At 56.3% G+C, this 16,479-nt stretch carries 23 protein-coding genes and 4 tRNA genes; 1 reads left to right on the top strand and 26 read right to left on the bottom strand.

Features of this window, described 5'->3' with window-relative positions:
• Window positions 1-54 precede the first annotated feature (54 nt).
• The 7 genes from ACJSDX_RS09985 to ACJSDX_RS09955 all read right to left on the bottom strand — a co-directional run bounded on the left by ACJSDX_RS09985 (window position 55) and on the right by ACJSDX_RS09955 (window position 2,466).
• A tRNA-Thr gene (locus ACJSDX_RS09985) sits at window positions 55-129 on the bottom strand.
• A gap of 26 nt (window positions 130-155) precedes the next feature.
• A tRNA-Gly gene (locus ACJSDX_RS09980) sits at window positions 156-231 on the bottom strand.
• A gap of 42 nt (window positions 232-273) precedes the next feature.
• Window positions 274-358: transfer RNA gene (locus ACJSDX_RS09975), tRNA-Tyr, on the bottom strand.
• Between the two features lie 62 nt (window positions 359-420).
• A tRNA-Thr gene (locus ACJSDX_RS09970) sits at window positions 421-496 on the bottom strand.
• A 19-nt stretch (window positions 497-515) separates the two neighbouring features.
• Window positions 516-938, bottom strand: coding sequence for a ClpXP protease specificity-enhancing factor (locus ACJSDX_RS09965; protein WP_309564182.1), 423 nt, complete (start codon window positions 936-938; stop codon window positions 516-518).
• Between the two features lie 8 nt (window positions 939-946).
• Window positions 947-1,546, bottom strand: a complete 600-nt coding sequence (locus ACJSDX_RS09960; protein WP_309564181.1) for a glutathione S-transferase N-terminal domain-containing protein — start codon at window positions 1,544-1,546, stop codon at window positions 947-949.
• 173 nt (window positions 1,547-1,719) lie between these two features.
• Window positions 1,720-2,466, bottom strand: a complete 747-nt coding sequence (locus ACJSDX_RS09955) for a Nif3-like dinuclear metal center hexameric protein (RefSeq protein ID WP_407994566.1) — start codon at window positions 2,464-2,466, stop codon at window positions 1,720-1,722.
• Between the two features lie 43 nt (window positions 2,467-2,509).
• Here ACJSDX_RS09955 and ACJSDX_RS09950 point away from each other — a divergent pair, with 43 nt between their 5' ends.
• On the top strand, window positions 2,510-3,676 hold the full coding sequence (locus ACJSDX_RS09950; RefSeq protein ID WP_407994565.1) for a Do family serine endopeptidase: 1,167 nt from the start codon (window positions 2,510-2,512) through the stop codon (window positions 3,674-3,676).
• A 37-nt stretch (window positions 3,677-3,713) separates the two neighbouring features.
• On the opposite strand, the gene tatC is transcribed toward ACJSDX_RS09950, so the two are convergent.
• The 19 genes from tatC to ACJSDX_RS09855 form a co-directional block, all read right to left on the bottom strand.
• Window positions 3,714-4,448, bottom strand: coding sequence for a twin-arginine translocase subunit TatC (gene tatC, locus ACJSDX_RS09945; protein WP_407994564.1), 735 nt, complete (start codon window positions 4,446-4,448; stop codon window positions 3,714-3,716).
• On the bottom strand, window positions 4,445-4,798 hold the full coding sequence (tatB, locus tag ACJSDX_RS09940; RefSeq protein WP_407994563.1) for a Sec-independent protein translocase protein TatB: 354 nt from the start codon (window positions 4,796-4,798) through the stop codon (window positions 4,445-4,447). The genes tatC and tatB overlap by 4 nt, the downstream gene beginning before the upstream one ends.
• Before the next feature lie 17 nt (window positions 4,799-4,815).
• Window positions 4,816-5,034, bottom strand: coding sequence for a Sec-independent protein translocase subunit TatA (gene tatA, locus ACJSDX_RS09935; protein ID WP_407994562.1), 219 nt, complete (start codon window positions 5,032-5,034; stop codon window positions 4,816-4,818).
• 17 nt (window positions 5,035-5,051) lie between these two features.
• Entirely contained in the window at window positions 5,052-5,390 is a 339-nt protein-coding gene (locus tag ACJSDX_RS09930; protein WP_407994561.1) for a histidine triad nucleotide-binding protein, read from the bottom strand.
• A 33-nt stretch (window positions 5,391-5,423) separates the two neighbouring features.
• A complete protein-coding gene (locus tag ACJSDX_RS09925; protein WP_407994560.1) occupies window positions 5,424-5,744 on the bottom strand; it encodes a phosphoribosyl-ATP diphosphatase in 321 nt (106 codons plus the stop codon).
• Window positions 5,737-6,129: a phosphoribosyl-AMP cyclohydrolase gene (gene hisI / locus ACJSDX_RS09920; RefSeq protein ID WP_309564174.1), complete on the bottom strand. Its 393-nt coding sequence runs from the start codon at window positions 6,127-6,129 to the stop codon at window positions 5,737-5,739. The genes ACJSDX_RS09925 and hisI overlap by 8 nt, the downstream gene beginning before the upstream one ends.
• Entirely contained in the window at window positions 6,126-6,884 is a 759-nt protein-coding gene (hisF, locus tag ACJSDX_RS09915; RefSeq protein ID WP_309564173.1) for an imidazole glycerol phosphate synthase subunit HisF, read from the bottom strand. Before hisF ends, hisI begins: the two co-directional genes overlap by 4 nt.
• Window positions 6,881-7,624, bottom strand: coding sequence for a 1-(5-phosphoribosyl)-5-[(5-phosphoribosylamino)methylideneamino]imidazole-4-carboxamide isomerase (gene hisA / locus ACJSDX_RS09910; RefSeq protein WP_407994559.1), 744 nt, complete (start codon window positions 7,622-7,624; stop codon window positions 6,881-6,883). The genes hisF and hisA overlap by 4 nt, the downstream gene beginning before the upstream one ends.
• Window positions 7,625-7,644: 20 nt before the next feature.
• The gene (gene hisH / locus ACJSDX_RS09905) at window positions 7,645-8,289 is read right to left on the bottom strand and encodes an imidazole glycerol phosphate synthase subunit HisH (RefSeq protein ID WP_407994558.1); all 645 of its coding nucleotides are present in this window, start codon (window positions 8,287-8,289) and stop codon (window positions 7,645-7,647) included.
• A 28-nt stretch (window positions 8,290-8,317) separates the two neighbouring features.
• A complete protein-coding gene (gene hisB, locus ACJSDX_RS09900) occupies window positions 8,318-8,905 on the bottom strand; it encodes an imidazoleglycerol-phosphate dehydratase HisB (RefSeq protein ID WP_407994557.1) in 588 nt (195 codons plus the stop codon).
• Window positions 8,906-9,028: 123 nt separating this feature from the next.
• Window positions 9,029-9,694 (bottom strand): 3-hexulose-6-phosphate synthase, encoded by a 666-nt coding sequence (gene hxlA / locus ACJSDX_RS09895; RefSeq protein ID WP_309564169.1) that lies wholly within the window; start codon window positions 9,692-9,694, stop codon window positions 9,029-9,031.
• A 165-nt stretch (window positions 9,695-9,859) separates the two neighbouring features.
• Entirely contained in the window at window positions 9,860-10,924 is a 1,065-nt protein-coding gene (hisC, locus tag ACJSDX_RS09890) for a histidinol-phosphate transaminase (RefSeq protein WP_407994556.1), read from the bottom strand.
• A gap of 2 nt (window positions 10,925-10,926) precedes the next feature.
• Window positions 10,927-12,234 carry a histidinol dehydrogenase gene (hisD, locus tag ACJSDX_RS09885; protein WP_407994555.1) on the bottom strand — a complete coding sequence of 436 codons (1,308 nt, stop codon included), beginning with the start codon at window positions 12,232-12,234 and terminating at the stop codon, window positions 10,927-10,929.
• 15 nt (window positions 12,235-12,249) lie between these two features.
• Window positions 12,250-12,894: an ATP phosphoribosyltransferase gene (hisG, locus tag ACJSDX_RS09880; protein WP_309564166.1), complete on the bottom strand. Its 645-nt coding sequence runs from the start codon at window positions 12,892-12,894 to the stop codon at window positions 12,250-12,252.
• A 34-nt stretch (window positions 12,895-12,928) separates the two neighbouring features.
• Window positions 12,929-14,200 (bottom strand): UDP-N-acetylglucosamine 1-carboxyvinyltransferase, encoded by a 1,272-nt coding sequence (gene murA / locus ACJSDX_RS09875; protein ID WP_309564165.1) that lies wholly within the window; start codon window positions 14,198-14,200, stop codon window positions 12,929-12,931.
• A gap of 3 nt (window positions 14,201-14,203) precedes the next feature.
• Window positions 14,204-14,521, bottom strand: a complete 318-nt coding sequence (gene grxD / locus ACJSDX_RS09870; protein WP_407994554.1) for a Grx4 family monothiol glutaredoxin — start codon at window positions 14,519-14,521, stop codon at window positions 14,204-14,206.
• 30 nt (window positions 14,522-14,551) lie between these two features.
• Complete coding sequence (locus ACJSDX_RS09865; RefSeq protein WP_309564164.1) at window positions 14,552-14,803, bottom strand: BolA family protein; 252 nt, start codon at window positions 14,801-14,803, stop codon at window positions 14,552-14,554.
• A 3-nt stretch (window positions 14,804-14,806) separates the two neighbouring features.
• Window positions 14,807-15,586: an ABC transporter permease gene (locus ACJSDX_RS09860; protein WP_309564163.1), complete on the bottom strand. Its 780-nt coding sequence runs from the start codon at window positions 15,584-15,586 to the stop codon at window positions 14,807-14,809.
• On the bottom strand, window positions 15,586-16,479 hold the full coding sequence (locus ACJSDX_RS09855) for an ABC transporter ATP-binding protein (RefSeq protein ID WP_407994553.1): 894 nt from the start codon (window positions 16,477-16,479) through the stop codon (window positions 15,586-15,588). The genes ACJSDX_RS09860 and ACJSDX_RS09855 overlap by 1 nt, the downstream gene beginning before the upstream one ends.

Raw genomic sequence — 16,479 nt, 5'->3', positions numbered from 1 at the left:
TCCTTTAACCGACTTTATCAAGTTAATGAGTGCGTTTAATATCCAAGCACCAAATGGTGCCCATGGCGGGAATCGGACCCGCGACCTCTCCCTTACCAAGGGAGTGCTCTACCACTGAGCCACATGGGCATTTTTCTTAAATTCTGAATTTTAAATGGAGCGGGCGACGAGGTTCGAACTCGCGACATCTTGCTTGGAAGGCAAGTGCTCTACCAACTGAGCTACACCCGCACATCTAACCAGAAATCTATGCCCTGGCCCCAAATTCTATGCTGGTGGAGGGGGAAGGATTCGAACCTTCGTACTCTGAGAGAACGGATTTACAGTCCGTCGCCTTTAACCACTCGGCCACCCCTCCAAACAGAACCCGGGATTATGCGTATATTTTGACTTAGTGTCAAACGCATTTTCAAAAAGAAATGGTGCCGGATGTCGGAATCGAACTGACGACCTTCGCATTACAAGTGCGCTGCTCTACCAACTGAGCTAATCCGGCACAACTGAAACTTTTATTACTACTTCACCACCCTTAATGATGGCTTTTTTACCACCGGCGCATCAGGCGAACTCCCAATACTCGCCTCACCGCCTTGAGCACCTTTTTCATCGGGATCCATATCTGGAGAATCCTCTTCGAAAAACATGCCTTGTCCATTCTCGCGAGCAAAAATTCCTCGCACCGCACTCATCGGCACATACAGCTCATTCGATGCACCGTTGAAACGGGCTGAGAATGTAACAGCATCTGTTCCAATATGCAAACTTTTTGTAGCGCTGTAATTAATATTCAGCACTATCTGCCCGTCCTTCACATAGGCCATGGGCACTATCGTTTGCGCATTGACGACAACCAGCAAATGCGGCGTCAAGCCGTTATCCGTGCACCACTCGTGAATAGCGCGCACCATATATGGCTTGGTCGAGGTAATTGCGCTCATTGGACCACCTATTTCCGCATCGCTTTTTCGGAGGGCGTCATCGCTTCGATGTAAGCCGGGCGAGAGAATATACGTTCCGCATACTTAAGTAAAGGGGCGGCTTGCTTCGGCAGCTCGATACCGTAATGGCCCAAGCGCCAGAGCAGCGGGGCGATGGCGACATCCAGCATGGAAAACTCGTCACCCAGGATGTATTCCTGGCGGCTGAACAAGGGAACGATCTGGGTCAGGTTGTCGCGTATCGTCGCGCGCGCCTTGTCCGCAGCCTTGGCATTTCCAGACTCGATATCGTCTATATGGCTGAACAGCTGCTCTTCGAAGTTATGCAGGAATAAGCGGGCGCGGGCGCGCATCACGGGGTCGGCCGGCATCAATTGCGGATGCGGGAAGCGCTCATCGATATATTCGTTGATGATATTGGCCTGCTCGAGCACCAAGTCACGCTCAACCAGCACAGGCACCGTGTTATGCGGATTGATCACGGCCAAGTCTTCCGGCTTGTTTGCCATATCCACATCTATCACCTGGAAATCCATGCCCTTTTCGAACAGCACAATACGGCAACGATGGCTATAAGGACAGGTAGTACCGGAATACAAGGTCATCATAATTCATTATCTCACTTGAAGAATGCCCAGCAGGATGGATAGAACTCTGCCAGGGAATAAAGAAAGCTTTCAGCCGGATCATGCACGCAACCGGTCAAAGTAAGGGCAAGATTGTACAGAAAGTGCGGACAAAATGAAAGATAATGTTTATTTTTAACTTAATAATCATCAAGTTATATTGGATTTTCAATATCGATAAACTCATGCTCCAATGCAAACTTTTCTGCCAGATGCGTCCCCAGCGCCTCTATCCCATAACGTTCCGTCGCATGGTGTCCCGCGGCGATGTAGGCCACTCCCGTTTCGTGTGCCAGATGAAATATCTGCTCGGACACCTCTCCGCTGATGTAAAGGTCTACGCCAAGACTGATTGCCGTCTCGAAATAGCCTTGTGCACCGCCGCTACACCAAGCGACGCGGCGCACTTTTCTTTCTAAGTCGCCGAACACCTGCGGGGTACGGCGCAACTGGTTTGCCAGCGCACAAGAAAATGCTCCCAATGTAGCTTCAGCCGGCAGGGCGCCATACGCGATCAATCCTTGGTCGCCAGCCCACCCTTCCAGCGTTATGCCCATGATTTGGCCTAGCCGCGCGTTGTTGCCAAGCTCCTTGTGGGCATCGAGCGGCAAGTGGTATGCAAGCAGGCTGATGTCATGCTGCAACAAGAACTTCAAGCGCGCATGCTTGACGCCTGTGACGACTGGAGATTCATTGCGCCAGAAATAACCATGGTGTACCAATATGGCATCGGCGCCCGCTTCCTGTGCCGCATCGAGCAAGGCCAGACTGGCTGTTACGCCCGTTACCAGCTTATTGACTTCACCACGCCCCTGCACTTGCAGGCCATTCGGACAATAATCTTTGAAGCGCTCAACCTCAAGGAATTGTCCGGTATAATCAACCAGTTCTTTCAGCTTCATTTACACTCTCCAACATTTAGACTCGCACCACGTCGAAACCAACATGCGCAAACTCTGGCTTATTTTTGCACAGACAGTCACCATCAGTCTTGCTGCTCTTTTTGTGTTGCAGTTGTTTTACCCGCACTTGCTTCAAGTGAACGACAAGCCCGTTGCCGCCGTCAAGGAAGCGCCCACTTACAGTGAATCCGGTCAGGCACAGCCGGGGTCCTACCGGCAGGCGGCTCAGGCGGCCATGCCCAGCGTCGTCAACATCTTCACCTCGAAAAAATCCAATCAGCCCATGGGTAATCCTTTTATGGATGACCCCTTATTCCGCCACTTCTTCGGCGACCAGTTGGACGAACAGCAAAGCCAGCGCGAGAACAGCCTGGGATCGGGCGTCATTGTCAACAGCCAGGGCCTGATCCTGACCAATCATCACGTCATTGAAGCTGCTGACGAGATCGAGGTCGCACTGCCCGACGGCAGGACCTTCCCTGCCCGTATCGTGGGCACCGATCCCGAAACCGATCTTGCCGTACTCAAGATCAATGTGCGCAACCTGCCTGCCATTACGTTTGCTCAGCCTGGCAATATCAGCGTGGGCGACGTCGTACTCGCAATCGGCAATCCATTCGGCGTCGGCCAAACCGTGACGCAAGGCATTATCAGCGCGCTTGGCCGCAGCCATCTTGGCATCAATACCTTTGAAAACTTCATCCAGACAGATGCGCCGATCAACCCCGGCAATTCCGGAGGCGCCCTGATCGATACCGAAGGCAACCTGGTAGGCATCAATAGCGCGATTTATTCCCGCAGCGGCGGATCCATGGGAATAGGCTTCGCTATTCCTGTGAGCTTGGTCAAGCAAGTCATGGAACAGATTATCCGCCAAGGCAGCGTGACCCGCGGCTGGATCGGCATAGAAGCACAGGACATTACGCCCGAACTGGCGGAATCATTCCGCCTGAAGCAAGTGCGCGGATCACTGGTAGCAGGCGTAGTGCGCGGAAGCCCCGCAGACAAGGCCGGGCTGCGCCCTGGCGATATCCTGCTGGAGATCGATGGCCGGGAGGTTATCGACAGCTCCACGATGCTGAACGTGATCTCCAACCTGAAGCCTGAAAAGAAAGTGCTGATTAAGGTTGCGCGCAACCAGAACGAACTGGTATTGCCCATCGTCATCGGCAAGCGGCCTACCCCTCAGCTTGCCAACAGCCGCGAATGAGGGAGCAGCTACTTTTCCCAGCAAGCCAGCATCCGCATTAATGTAGCTGCTGCTGGCCTTTTCTCTGGATCATGCTTGCCACCAGAATGCCAGCCTCATACAGCACCCATAACGGCACGGCCAGCATCACCTGGGAAATCACGTCGGGCGGCGTGAAGATCGCGCCAATGACAAACGCCCCGACAATCACATATGAGCGGGCCTCGCGCAAGGATGCGACACTGACGATACCAGCGCTCACCAGCAATACAACCGCGACCGGCACTTCAAATGCCAATCCGAAGGCAATAAAGAGGGTAATGGCAAAATCCAGGTATTTGCCGATGTCCGTCATGACCGCCACCCCTGCGGGTGCGGTGTGCGTAATGAAGCCGAATACGACGGGGAATACCAGAAAATAAGCGAACGCCATTCCAACCAGGAACAACATGGTGCTAGCAAACACAAGCGGCCCGATCAGGCGCCTTTCATGCGTATACAGCCCTGGGGCGACGAATGCCCATATCTGGTAAAGGGTATGAGGCAGGGACAGCATGAATGCCGCCAGCAACACCACTTTCATGGGCACGAAGAATGGCGTCGTGACATCGGTCGCAATCATCTGCCCGCCGACAGGCAGGCTCTGCAACAAAGGCCGGGCCAGGAAGTGGTAGATGTCGTTGGCGAACGGAAACAGGACCAGCGTAATCAGCACGATGCCGATAATGATGCGCAACAAACGGTCCCGCAGCTCGATCAGGTGCGAGACGAAGGTATCTGAAGGGGTATTCAATCTGGCCTGCCGCGATCTTGTAAGCCGTCGTCCGTATTCTGGCCAGAGATCCGAGGTTCCGAATCTGGACTTTCCTGACCAGGAGAAGCTATTTTCTGCATTTCCTGCTCTATATCGGTGCCAGCCTGCTTAAAAGCCGACTCGGCATCCCGGATGTCTGCCTGCAATCGCTGCAGCTCCTCGAAACGCAATTCGCGGCTGATGTCCGACTTGACGTTATTGACATAGCGCTGCGCCCTGCCCAACAACAGGCCCACCGTGCGGGCAACCTTGGGCAGCTTTTCCGGCCCGATGACCACAAGTGCCACGATCCCAATGACGACCAGCTCAGAAAAGGCAATATCAAACACAGGCAGGCCCGTTCAGTCTACTGCTTTTCCTTTTGCCTGACGTCGTTCTCTACAGTCTGCCCCTTGACATCGTCATCAAGCTCGGCCGTGCCAGACTTGCCTTCATTGACTGCCTCCTTGAAGCCTTTGACGGCTCCGCCGACATCGCTGCCAAGATTACGCAAACGCTTGGTACCGAAAATCAGAACCACGATTGCAAGTACGATCAACCAATGCCAAATGCTGAATGAACCCATCACCAGCTCTCCTAATTTTAAATCTTTGGTAAGGTGTCGCCACCACCAAATACATGGATGTGTAAATGAAATACTTCCTGTCCGCCTTCACGCCCGGTATTGATCATGGTGCGGAATCCTTTCAGGCCTAACTGGGCAGCGAGCTTGGGCGCCAATAACAATATCTTCCCCAGCAGCGCCTGGTGCGAAGCATCGCAGCCGGCCAAGCTTTCCACATGGCCCTTGGGCACTATCAGGAAGTGTACCGGGGCGATCGGACGAATGTCGTGAAACGCAATGACCTCTTCATCCTCATAGAACTTGCTTGAAGGAATATCATTCGCCACTATCTTACAGAAAATACAATCAGCACTCATCGATATTCCATTCAATTCAAAAACGCTTATTCGTTACTCTACCGGACGGGAGGCTTTTTCCTCAAGCCCCGACAAGCCCTCGCGCCTTGCGAGCTCCCGCAGCACGTCTTGAGGGCCCAGGCCGGCATGCGCCAGCATGACCAAACTATGGAACCAGAGGTCGGCGGTTTCATACACTATCTTTTCCGCATCCCCGTCCTTGGCGGCGATGATGGTTTCAGCCGCCTCTTCGCCAATTTTCTTCAAAATGGCGTCCGGGCCCTTGGCGTACAGCTTGGCAACGTAAGATGACTGCGGATCCGCACTCTTGCGCTGTTCCAACAGTTCAGCAAGCCTGTCCAGTACATCACTCATGGTGATAAATATCCTCGGGATTCTTGATGACAGCCTGGTCAGTGACCCAATCGTCCTGCTCCAGCTTTTGGAAGAAGCAATTGTGGCGGCCGGTATGGCATGCAATACCGCCTACCTGCTCAACCAAGATAAGGATGACATCCTCGTCGCAATCCAGCCTGATTTCGTGCACTTTCTGCACATGGCCGGACTCTTCGCCCTTGTGCCAAAGGCGGCCGCGAGAACGCGACCAGTACACCGCCTGACCCGTTTCCGCCGTGAGGCGCAACGCTTCGCGGTTCATCCAAGCGAACATCAATACCTTGTTCGTACCGGCTTCCTGTGCGATCACGGGCACCAGGCCATCTGGCGTCCAGCTTACCTTATCTAGCCACGACTCGCTCACAAGCGCACCTCTATTCCTTGCTCGCGCATGTATTCCTTGGCTTGGCGCACCGTATATTCGCCATAATGGAAGATGCTGGCGGCCAGTACCGCATCAGCGCCCCCTTCCCTGACGCCTTCGACCAGGTGCACCAGATTGCCAACACCGCCGGACGCGATGATGGGCACATCCACTGCTTCGCTGATTGCACGGTTAAGCGGGAGATTGAAGCCCATCTTGGTACCGTCGCGATCCATGCTGGTCACCAACAATTCCCCGGCGCCGAGCTCGACCATTTTACGCGCCCAGTCAACGGCATTCAGGCCAGTAGGGGTGCGCCCGCCATGGGTAAAGATTTCCCAGTGATCACCCACCTGCTTGGCATCAATTGCCACCACGATGCACTGCGACCCGAAACGAGCCGCGGCATCCGCCACCAGCTGCGGGTTGGTTACGGCCGCCGTATTGATGCTGACTTTGTCAGCGCCGGCATTGAGCAGGCGGCGTACATCTTCCACCTCGCGCACCCCGCCGCCCACCGTCAGCGGGATAAACACCTGCGAGGCCACTTGCTCGATGATGCCAAGGATGAGGCCACGGTTATCCGAACTGGCAGTAATATCAAGGAAGGTCAGCTCATCGGCGCCCTGCTCATCATACCGGCGCGCAATTTCCACCGGATCGCCCGCATCACGCAACTCCAGGAAATTGACACCCTTGACCACGCGGCCGTTAGTGACATCCAGGCAGGGAATAATGCGCTTGGCTAAGCTCATATCCGGCTCAGCTCGTCCGCAAGCGTCTGGGCTTCGGTAAAATTCAACGTACCTTCGTAAATTGCACGGCCTGTAATGGCGCCAATCACGCCTTCGCTTTCGACCTCGGCAAGACGGCGCACGTCATCCAGGTTGGTCACGCCGCCACTGGCAATCACCGGAATGGTCAGCGCCTGCGCCAAGGCCACGGTCGCTTCAATATTGACGCCTGTCAGCATGCCGTCTCGGCCGATATCGGTATACACCACAGCTTCGACGCCATAATCCTCGAATTTCTTGGCAAGGTCGATCACGTCATGACCGGTCAGCTTGGACCAACCATCCACAGCGACCTTGCCATCCTTGGCATCCAGGCCCACCATGATCTGCCCCGGGAACGCATAACAAGCCTCGTGCAGGAAACCCGGGCTCTTGACCGCGGCAGTCCCCACAATCACGTAGCTGATCCCATCATCCAGGTAGCGCTCTATCGTATCCAGGTCGCGGATACCGCCACCGAGTTGGATGGGAATGTCATTGCCCACTGCCTTCACAATCGTCTTGATAGCGCCCTCATTGACTGGCTTGCCTGCGAAAGCGCCATTCAAATCCACCAGATGCAAGCGCTTGCCGCCCTGGTCAACCCAGTGCCGGGCCATGGCGCCGGGGTCTTCGGAAAATACGGTAGCATCTTCCATCAAGCCTTGTTTCAAACGAACACAATGACCGTCTTTCAGGTCGATAGCAGGAATAATCAGCATGATATTGACAAATTAAACGATTAAAACACCCCGTCCCATCGGACGAAGTTTGAAAGAAGCTTAAGGCCCGCGTCGTGGCTTTTTTCCGGGTGAAACTGCACCGCAAACAGGTTGCCGCGAGCGATGGAACTGGTAAAACGCTTGGGGTATTCACTATAGCCCGCGTCCAGACCAGCATCATCTGGCGAGACATAATAACTATGCACGTAATAGAAACGTTCGCCATCGGCAATGTCATGCCATAGCGGGTGCTCCAGGCTCTGGTAGACCTGGTTCCAGCCCATGTGCGGCACCTTGAGCTTTGCTCCGTGCTCGTCGTGCATGTCTGCTGCTGCAAAACGCTTGACTCTGCCCTTCAGTATGCCCAGGCCGGCGGCATCGCCTTCTTCGCTATGTTCGAACAACAATTGCAGGCCGATGCAGATACCCAGGAACGGCTTTTCTGCAGCAGCGGCAATGACAGCCGCGCGCAAGCCGCGGGCATCGAGCTCGCGCATGCAGTCCGGCATGGCGCCCTGGCCGGGAAATACGACGCGTTTGGCCGCGGCAATCTGTGCCGGGTCGCTGGTCACAATCACGGTCTGGTTGGGGGCGACATGCTCCAGCGCCTTGGACACGGAGCGTAAATTGCCCATGCCATAATCAACAACGGCTATATCTGTCATGGTAGGTCGGTAGAAAACCGGAAAATATCTATAAACTGCCTTTAGTTGAAGGCATTATACCCACCATACGGGGGTCGAGTTCAACTGCGGCGCGCAAAGCACGGCCAAACGCCTTGAAAATGGTTTCTGCCTGGTGGTGGGCATTCTTGCCGCGCAGGTTATCTATATGCAGCGTAATGGCGGCATGGTTGACAAACCCCTGGAAGAATTCACGTACCAGATCGACATCGAACTCGCCGATGCGCGCACGGGTAAACTCCACGTTGAACTCCAACCCAGGACGTCCTGAAATATCCAGCACGACTCGTGACAACGCCTCGTCCAGCGGCACATAGGCATGCGCGTAACGGCGTAGGCCTTTTTTATCGCCCAACGCCTTGCTGAAAGCCTGACCCAAGGCAATGCCCACATCCTCAACGGTGTGGTGCGCGTCGATATGCAGGTCCCCCTGGCACTCAACGTTGATGTCCATCATGCCATGCCGTGCGATCTGGTCCAGCATATGATCGAAAAAACCAACCCCGCTGTTCAGCTTGGATATCCCGGTGCCATCCAGGTTGATGGCAACGGCAATCTTGGTTTCCAGGGTATTGCGGCTCACTTCAGCGTTACGCATGGCAGTCATTCAAAATCATGAGTCATAAAATCAAAACCGTTGCAAAACAGTCCACGCAGTCTTGCAACGGTTTCCAGACAAGCTCGGCCGGCACGCCGGAAGGCATGCCGCAACAAGCTTCAATTAGCTGAACAGCTTCTTCAGCCAGCCGAACAGGCCACCACTGCTTTGGGTACCCTTGGCAGCGGCGCTGATTTCAGCGGCAGCAGCGGCAGGATCAGCAGCACCGTAGATAGCCGCACCGGCAACAACGATAGTCGCGCCCGCATCAACCACTTGCTTGGCAGTAGTCGCCTTTACGCCGCCAGCCACGGAAATATCCACGCCCAGGTTCAGGCCGGAAACCAAGCCCAGGTCGGCAAACGGAGTTTGACCGGCAGCTTGTTGGTCCAGGCCAGTATGAACGCCGATGATGTGCGCGCCCAGCTTGGCTACTTCCTTGGTACGTGCAGCCTTGTCAGCCACGTTAATCAGGTCGATCTGTGCCTTCTTGCCGTACTTGTTGGCAACGTCGATCACGCCCTTGATGGTGCCGATGTCGGCAGTACCGAGTACGGTCACGATGTCGGCGCCAGCCTTGTAGAATGGCTCAGCTTCGTAGAAGCCAGCATCCATGGTCTTCAGGTCGACCAGGATCTTGTTGTTAGGGAACTTTGCGCGCAGAGTTTCCAGCAGTTTGATACCGTTGTACTTGATGCAGGGTGTGCCGATTTCAAGAATATCAACGTGTGGTGCAACAGTCGTAGCAAGCGCTACAGTCTGATCGAAATCTAGTGAATCTAATGCCATTTGAACTAATGGTTTTGCCACGATGCTTCCTCCGCTTTAATTACAGAATTATGATGTACTGACCGCGCTATGATACATTTTTTCCAATGATTAAGGGAAGTAATGGTGCAGTATTCTCTTAATTGATCGGCAAATCAATGCCATAGCACGTCAAATGCATCAGTTTTAAGGGGTTAAAATCTCTTTCAATGCATGAACCAACACTTGCGACTGTGCGTCCGTGCCGATGGTAATCCGCAAGAAATCGCTGATGCGGGCCGGCTTGCTGAAATGGCGCACGATGATGCTGCGCTCGCGCAAACCGGCGGCCAGTTCAGCGCCGCTGCGTTCGCCATGCCTGGCAAAAATGAAATTGGCAGCCGAAGGCAGGACGACAAAACCCAACGCCTGCAATTCCTTGACCAGCGCTTCCCTGGTCGCGACCACCTTGCGGCAGGTTTCCTCGAAATACGCCCGGTCCTCAATCGCAGCGGCAGCGCCGCTGATCGCAAAACGATCCAGCGGATAGGAGTTGAAGCTGTCCTTGACCCTGACCAAGGCCTCGACCAGATGCGGCTGGCCGATGGCATAGCCAACGCGTAGGCCTGCGAGCGAACGCGCCTTGGACAGGGTATGCGTCACCAGCAGGTTGGGATATTGCTTGACCAGCCCCACCGCGGACTCGGCGCCGAAGTCGACGTAGGCCTCGTCGATCACTATCACCGACTCGGTATTGGCCTTGAGCAGCCGCTCAATCTCGGCAAGCGGCAAACCGCGGCCGGTCGGCGCGTTAGGGTTGGGGAAGATGATGCCGCCGTTGGGGCGGTAATAATCATCCACATTGATCTCGAATTCCTCGCCCAAAGCGACCGTCTGGTATTCGATACCATACAGCCCGCAATACACCGGGTAGAAACTATAGGTGATGTCGGGGAACAAGATCGGCTTGTCGTGCTTGAGCAGCGCATGGAACGTATGCGCCAGCACCTCATCGGAGCCGTTGCCGACAAACACATGCGTATCTGGCACATCGTAAAATTTCGCTACCGCCTGCACTACCCTGTCCGAGGTCGGGTCAGGGTAAAGGCGCAGGCTGTCGGCGGCCTCTGCTTCAAGCGCGGCAAGCACCTTGGGGCTAGGGCCGTAGGGATTTTCATTGGTGTTGAGCTTGACCAGGTTGGTCAGCTTGGGCTGCTCCCCGGGCACATAGGGAGTCAGCTCATGCACGATGGCACTCCAGTACTTGCTCAAGGTCAGCCTTTCAAGCGGAATTCGGCGGAACGGGCATGCGCCTGCAAGCCTTCGCCGTAGGCCAGGGTGGCCGCCACACGGCCAAGCTTCTGCGCACCGGCGCTGGACACCATGATCAGGCTGGAACGCTTCTGGAAATCGTAGACACCGAGCGGCGATGAAAAGCGTGCGGTGCGGGATGTCGGCAGGACGTGGTTCGGGCCAGCACAGTAATCCCCAAGGGCCTCGCAGGTGTCGCGCCCCATGAAGATGGCGCCCGCATGGCGGATTTTCTTGCTGTATGCCAGCGGATCGTCCACCGACAGCTCCAAGTGTTCGGGCGCAATATAGTTGGCGATCTCCGCCGCCTGCTCCAGGTCATTCACCTTGATCAAGGCGCCGCGGTTCTGCAGGGAAGTACGGATGATCTCCTTGCGCGGCATTTCCTCGACCAGTTTCTCGATACTGGCTTGTACGGCATCGAGGAACGCCGCATCGGGCGACAGCAGGATGGCTTGCGCCAATTCATCATGCTCGGCCTGGGAGAACAAATCCATCGCCACCCAGTCTGGATTGGTCTTGCCGTCGCAGATCACGAGGATTTCAGACGGGCCGGCCACCATATCGATGCCGACCACGCCGAACACGCGGCGCTTGGCTGCCGCCACATAGGCATTGCCGGGGCCGACGATCTTGTCGACCTGCGGCACGGTTTCCGTACCATAGGCCAGCGCGCCAACTGCCTGGGCGCCGCCGATACAGAAGACGCGGTCGACGCCGCATACTGCCGCCGCGGCAAGAACCAGCTGGTTCTTTTCACCGCCGGGCGTAGGCACGACCATGATGAGCTCCTGCACTCCCGCCACCTTGGCAGGAATCGCATTCATGAGCACGGACGACGGATAGGCCGCCTTGCCGCCGGGCACATAGAGGCCGACGCGGTCCAGCGCCGTGACCTGCTGCCCGAGCAAAGTGCCGTCTTCCTCGGTATAGGTCCAGGAGGACATCAGTTGCTTCTCGTGGTAGTCACGCACGCGCTGCGCCGCCTGCTGCAAGGCTTCGCGCTGTTCGGCAGGCAGGCCGTCCAGGGCAGCGTGCAGTTCGGCCTTGCCGATTTCGAGCTGGGACATGGATTGCGCGGACTGCGCATCCAACCGGTCGAAGCGCTGGGTATATTCCAGCACGGCGGCATCGCCGCGCGTTTTGACATTGCGCAGGATATCCGCCACTACGTTGTCTATCGTGTCATCTTGCGCGGTCTCGAATGCCAGCAAGGCCTTCAGGTCCTGATCAAAACTTGCATCGCTTGTAGAAAAACGTCTGATATTCATGATTCCAACCCTGGGTTATTGATTGGCCGCCACGGCCTGGGCAAACGCATCCATGATGGGCTGCAATTGGTCGCGCTTGAGCTTGAGCGACGCCTGGTTCACGACGAGGCGAGAACTGATGTCGGTAATTTCCTCCACCGCCTTGAGGTGGTTGGCACGCAGGGTGCCGCCGGTGCTGACCAAGTCCACGATGGCATCAGCCAAACCGACCAGCGGCCCGAGCTCCATCGAACCATACAGCTTGATCAGGTCGACATGCATGCCCTTGGCAGCGAAGTGCTCGCGCGCGGTCTTGACGTACTTGGTCACGACCTTGAGGCGTGCGCCGCGGCGAATGGAGCCGAAATAATCGAAATCCTCTCGCACCGCGACCATCATGCGGCAACGCGCAATGTTCAGATCCAGCGGCTGGTACAAACCCTCGCCGCCGTGCTCGTCCAGCACATCCTTGCCTGCGATCCCGAGATCGGCCGCGCCATACTGCACGTAAGTCGGCACATCGGTCGCCCGCACGATGATCAGGCGCACATCGGGGCGGTTGGTCGGCAAGATCAGCTTGCGCGAAGCTTCCGGGTCTTCCAGCGCAGCAATCCCTGCTGCTGCCAGCAGCGGCACGGTTTCTTCAAAAATACGTCCCTTGGAAAGGGCGATAGTAATCATTGCTGTCTTTCTTGTTTATTGGACTGCCGGGGCTTTATTTTATCCGCTGGATGCGTGCGCCCAGCTGTCCCAGTTTTTCTTCCAGCCGCTCGTAGCCGCGGTCCAGATGGTAAATACGCTCGATGACCGTTTCGCCACGCGCGACCAACGCTGCCAGCACCAGGCTGGCCGAAGCGCGCAAATCGGTCGCCATCACGGTCGCCCCCTCGAGAAACTCGCGGCCGCGCACGATGGCCGTATTGCCCTCCACCTCGATACTAGCGCCCAGGCGCTGCATTTCCTGTACATGCATGAAACGGTTCTCGAAAATGGTTTCCGTCACAGTGGCCACTGCGTCCGCCACGGTATTCAGCGCCATGAACTGGGCCTGCATGTCGGTGGGGAACGCCGGATGCGGCGCTGTGCGGATGCTGACCGATTTCAGCGCGCCTTTGCGCTTGAGCACGCCCTCGCTCCGTATGGTAATGCTGTTGCCGGCATATCCGACTTCGGCGCCGCTTTCACGCAATTTGTCGATCACGGCATCCAAGAGGTCGGCGCGAGCATTGTTGAGCTTGACTTCTCCCCCGGTCATGGCAGTCGCCACCATGTAAGTGCCCGCTTCAATCCGGTCGCAGACCACATCATGGCTGGCCGCATGCAGGCTGGCAACACCCGTCACCGTAATCACGTCGGTGCCCGCGCCTTCAATCCTGGCGCCCATCTTGGTCAGGCATTCCGCCAGGTCCACAACCTCGGGCTCACGGGCCGCGTTTTCCAACACCGTCACGCCATCTGCCAGGACGGCCGCCATCATGAGGTTTTCCGTGCCCGTTACCGTGACAATATCCATGAAGACGCGCGCGCCCTTGAGCTTGTCGGCCTTGGCCTCGATATAGCCATGCTCGATATGGATTTCCGCCCCCATCGCCTGCAAGCCCTTGATATGCAGGTCGACCGGACGCGAACCGATGGCACAGCCGCCAGGCAACGACACCCGCGCACGGCCGAACCTTGTAAGCAACGGCCCCAGCACGAGGATGGAAGCGCGCATGGTTTTCACCATCTCGTACGGCGCCTCGCAGGTATGGATATCACTGGCATCCAGGCTCAGGCGATGATCGCCCAGTTCAGCAATCTTCACCCCCATGTGAGCGAGCAGTTTGCGCATGGTGGCGATATCGTGCAACTGCGGCACATTGCCCAGCGTCAACGGCTCGGCAGTCAGCAAACTCGCACAGAGAATGGGCAAAGCGGCATTCTTGGCGCCGGAAACCGATATTTCACCGTTTAAAGGGACGCCGCCCTGGATGACTAGCTTATCCACGTGTTATGCCTGGGCTTCCTGCAACAGTTTCTGCAATTCACCTTGCTGGTAGAGGTCGCGCATGATGTCCGCACCGCCGATGAACTCGCCCTTGATATAAAGCTGCGGGATGGTCGGCCAATTGGCGTAGACCTTGATGCCCTCGCGGATGGCAGGGTCGGCCAGCACATCGATCGCGACGAAATCCTTCAAGCCGCTGGCTTGCAGGATTTGCACGGCCAGCCCGGAAAAACCGCATTGCGGAAATTTGGGGCTGCCCTTCATGTAGAGCACCACCGGGTTGCTTGTCACCTGGTTCTTGATCAACGCTTGTGTATCCATGTTCTGTCCTTAATTTAAGTCGGTTCGCCATCAAAGCGTGGCATTGAGTTTGGCCCAGGCTTCCGGGGTGAATGTCCGCATGGACAAGGCATGAATCTCCTCGCGCATGCGATCGCCCAAAGCCTGATATACCAATTGATGCTGTTGCACCATGTTCTTGCCTGCGAACAGCGGGCTGACGATGATGGCCTCGAAATGCTGCCCGTCGTCGCCCAGCACCTGCACGTGGTCGCAGGCCAGTCCATGGGCAATATAGTTTTTCAACGCTTCTGCACTTAACACGGTTCAGCCTCGCAATTTGTAGCCGGATTTCAGCATCTGTAAAGTAATGAATGATAGGGCAAAAAAGCATCCTGCAACAACGCCCAGACTGATATAGGGCGAAATATCCCCTGCCCCGAAGAAGCCGTAGCGGAAACCGTCTATCATGTAGAAAAACGGGTTGAGATGCGATACCTGCTGCCAGAACGGGGGCAACGAGTGTATCGAATAAAATACGCCGGACAGGAACGAAAGCGGCATGATGACGAAGTTCTGGAAAGCTGCCATTTGGTCGAACTTCTCCGCCCAAATGCCGGCGATAATGCCGAAAGTGCCCAGCAACGCACTGCCCAGCAACGCAAACGTCAATATCCAGCCGGGATGCGCGACCGGTAAGTCGATGAAGAGAATGGCAACCAGGTAAATCCCCAGGCCGACCACCAGACCGCGAATAACGGAGGCTGCAAGAAACGCCAGATAGAATCCAAAATAGGAAATCGGCGTCAGCAGGATGAAGATCAGGTTGCCCATGACCTTGGATTGGATCAGGCTGGAGGAGCTGTTGGCAAAAGCGTTCTGCAACAGCGACATCATGATCAGGCCCGGGATCAGGAATGCAGTGTAGCCCACGCCGGGATACACCTGCACGCGGCCTTCCAGCACATGAGAGAAGATCAGCAGGTATAGCAACGCGGTCATCACCGGCGCGGCGACCGTCTGGAAACTCACGCGCCAGAAACGCAGCAGCTCCTTCTTGAACAAGGTCCACGGACCGCGCAGATTTTGGCTGAGCAAATTCGCCATCAACTTACGATCTCCACGAACACATCCTCGAGATCGGCTTCGATCAACTGCATATCCTCAACCGTCACGCCCGCAACCCGCAATTCGGCCAGGATGGATTCCAGTTGCGCCACATCGGCAATTGCCAGGACATAGGCATCCCCTTGCTCTTCCCGAACCAGGGGGCTCAACGGCGCGGGCAAGGCAGCGGAAAGCTTGAGGCGCAGGCGCTTTCCGGGCACGCGGTTCAACAGGTTGCGCGTACTGTCCAACGCCACGATCTCGCCCTGCTTCATCATGGCAATGCGGCTACAGAGCGTTTCCGCCTCTTCCAGATAATGCGTGGTCAAAATAATAGTATGGCCTTCGCGGTTGAGCCTGCGGATGAATTCCCACATGGTCTGGCGCAATTCGACATCGACTCCCGCAGTCGGCTCGTCCAATACGATCACGGGCGGCTTGTGCGCAAGCGCCTGGCCGATCAGCGCACGCCGCTTCATGCCGCCCGACAGGCGGCGCATATTGGTATGCGCCTTGTCCGCCAAGCCCAGGGATTCGATGATCTCATCCACCCAGGCGTCATTGTTGCGCCCGCGCCCGAAATACCCGGCCTGGAACCGCAACATCTCGCGCACATTGAAGAATGGGTCGAACACCAACTCCTGCGGCACCACGCCCAAGGCGCGACGCGCCTCGGCATATTGAACATTGACGTCGAAACCCATCACCTGCAGGCTGCCGCTGCTGGGCCGCGACAACCCTGCCAGCAGGTTGATCAGCGTAGACTTACCCGCGCCGTTCGGCCCGAGCAAGGCAAAAAACTCGCCCTGCTCAATGGACAAGTCTATACCTTTCAGCGCGTGTAAATCGCCAAAACGCTTGTGCACCTGCTGGATATTGATCGCGGGAATCAT

Origin of the sequence: Methylobacillus draconifructus, assembly GCF_045984355.1 — a bacterium.
In the GTDB taxonomy this organism is placed as follows: Bacteria; Pseudomonadota; Gammaproteobacteria; order Burkholderiales; family Methylophilaceae; genus Methylobacillus; species Methylobacillus flagellatus_A.
Note: the sequence above shows the minus strand (reverse complement) of the source record. Positions and strands in the feature narration are given on the sequence as shown.